Annotated in this window: 1 protein-coding gene; it reads left to right on the top strand. The window is 48.3% G+C overall.

What is annotated here, in order from left to right; translation table 11 throughout:
- The coding region (locus CH376_RS23955; RefSeq protein WP_125232040.1) for a TIGR04388 family protein at positions 1-687 on the top strand (687 nt) is incomplete at both ends.

The following is a 687-nucleotide window of genomic DNA, read 5'->3' as shown; positions in this document are numbered from 1 at the left end:
TACACAAGGCGCTTTGCAGAATGCGATCAATTTTCAAAACAGCGGGAATACGAGTTACAGCGTTCGATACGGACAGAACGGCGGTCCTTTGACAAACGATCCTTTGACGTATATGCAGGGTTGGTGGCCTTCTCCTTTTTCCCATTTCGATCAATATTCGGCTTATACTACGAGCGAAGTTTCGATGTGGGAGATATTCAATAGCGGGGTTACGGACGGCGCGGGAGGTTTAGCCCAGAAAATCATGGCCTATGTCCGCCATGAAATTTCCCAATTGGATCTTGCTAACTGGATCATGGATGCGTATGAGAGCGGATTGAGTGGTACGGGATCTCCTTTGGACGGTTTGGTGGGTCTGGGTCCGGGTATGACGATCACGGGAATCAACCAGGCGGATCTTCGCGCCTTTATGAATTATACCGGGAATCCTGCGGATCCGAATCCGTATTGTCCGAATCCTTTGGGTTGCAACAACGTCGATTTTTTCAATCCCGGTCCCGGTATTTACGGCGCCAACCGAACATACAGCGAAGGGTATTTTTCCGGTATCGATTTTCGAGTTTATACTGCTCGGCAACTTTATGTTACTCCGGCAGGGATCCCGTTCTTTTTGGACATCCAACATCAGCAGGACTACGCTTGGATCGAGTTGAATTTTTCGGTAACGAATAACAACGCTTATGCGAA

It is taken from the genome of Leptospira adleri, from assembly GCF_002811985.1.
Lineage (GTDB): Bacteria > Spirochaetota > Leptospiria > Leptospirales > Leptospiraceae > Leptospira > Leptospira adleri.
Note: the sequence above shows the minus strand (reverse complement) of the source record. Positions and strands in the feature narration are given on the sequence as shown.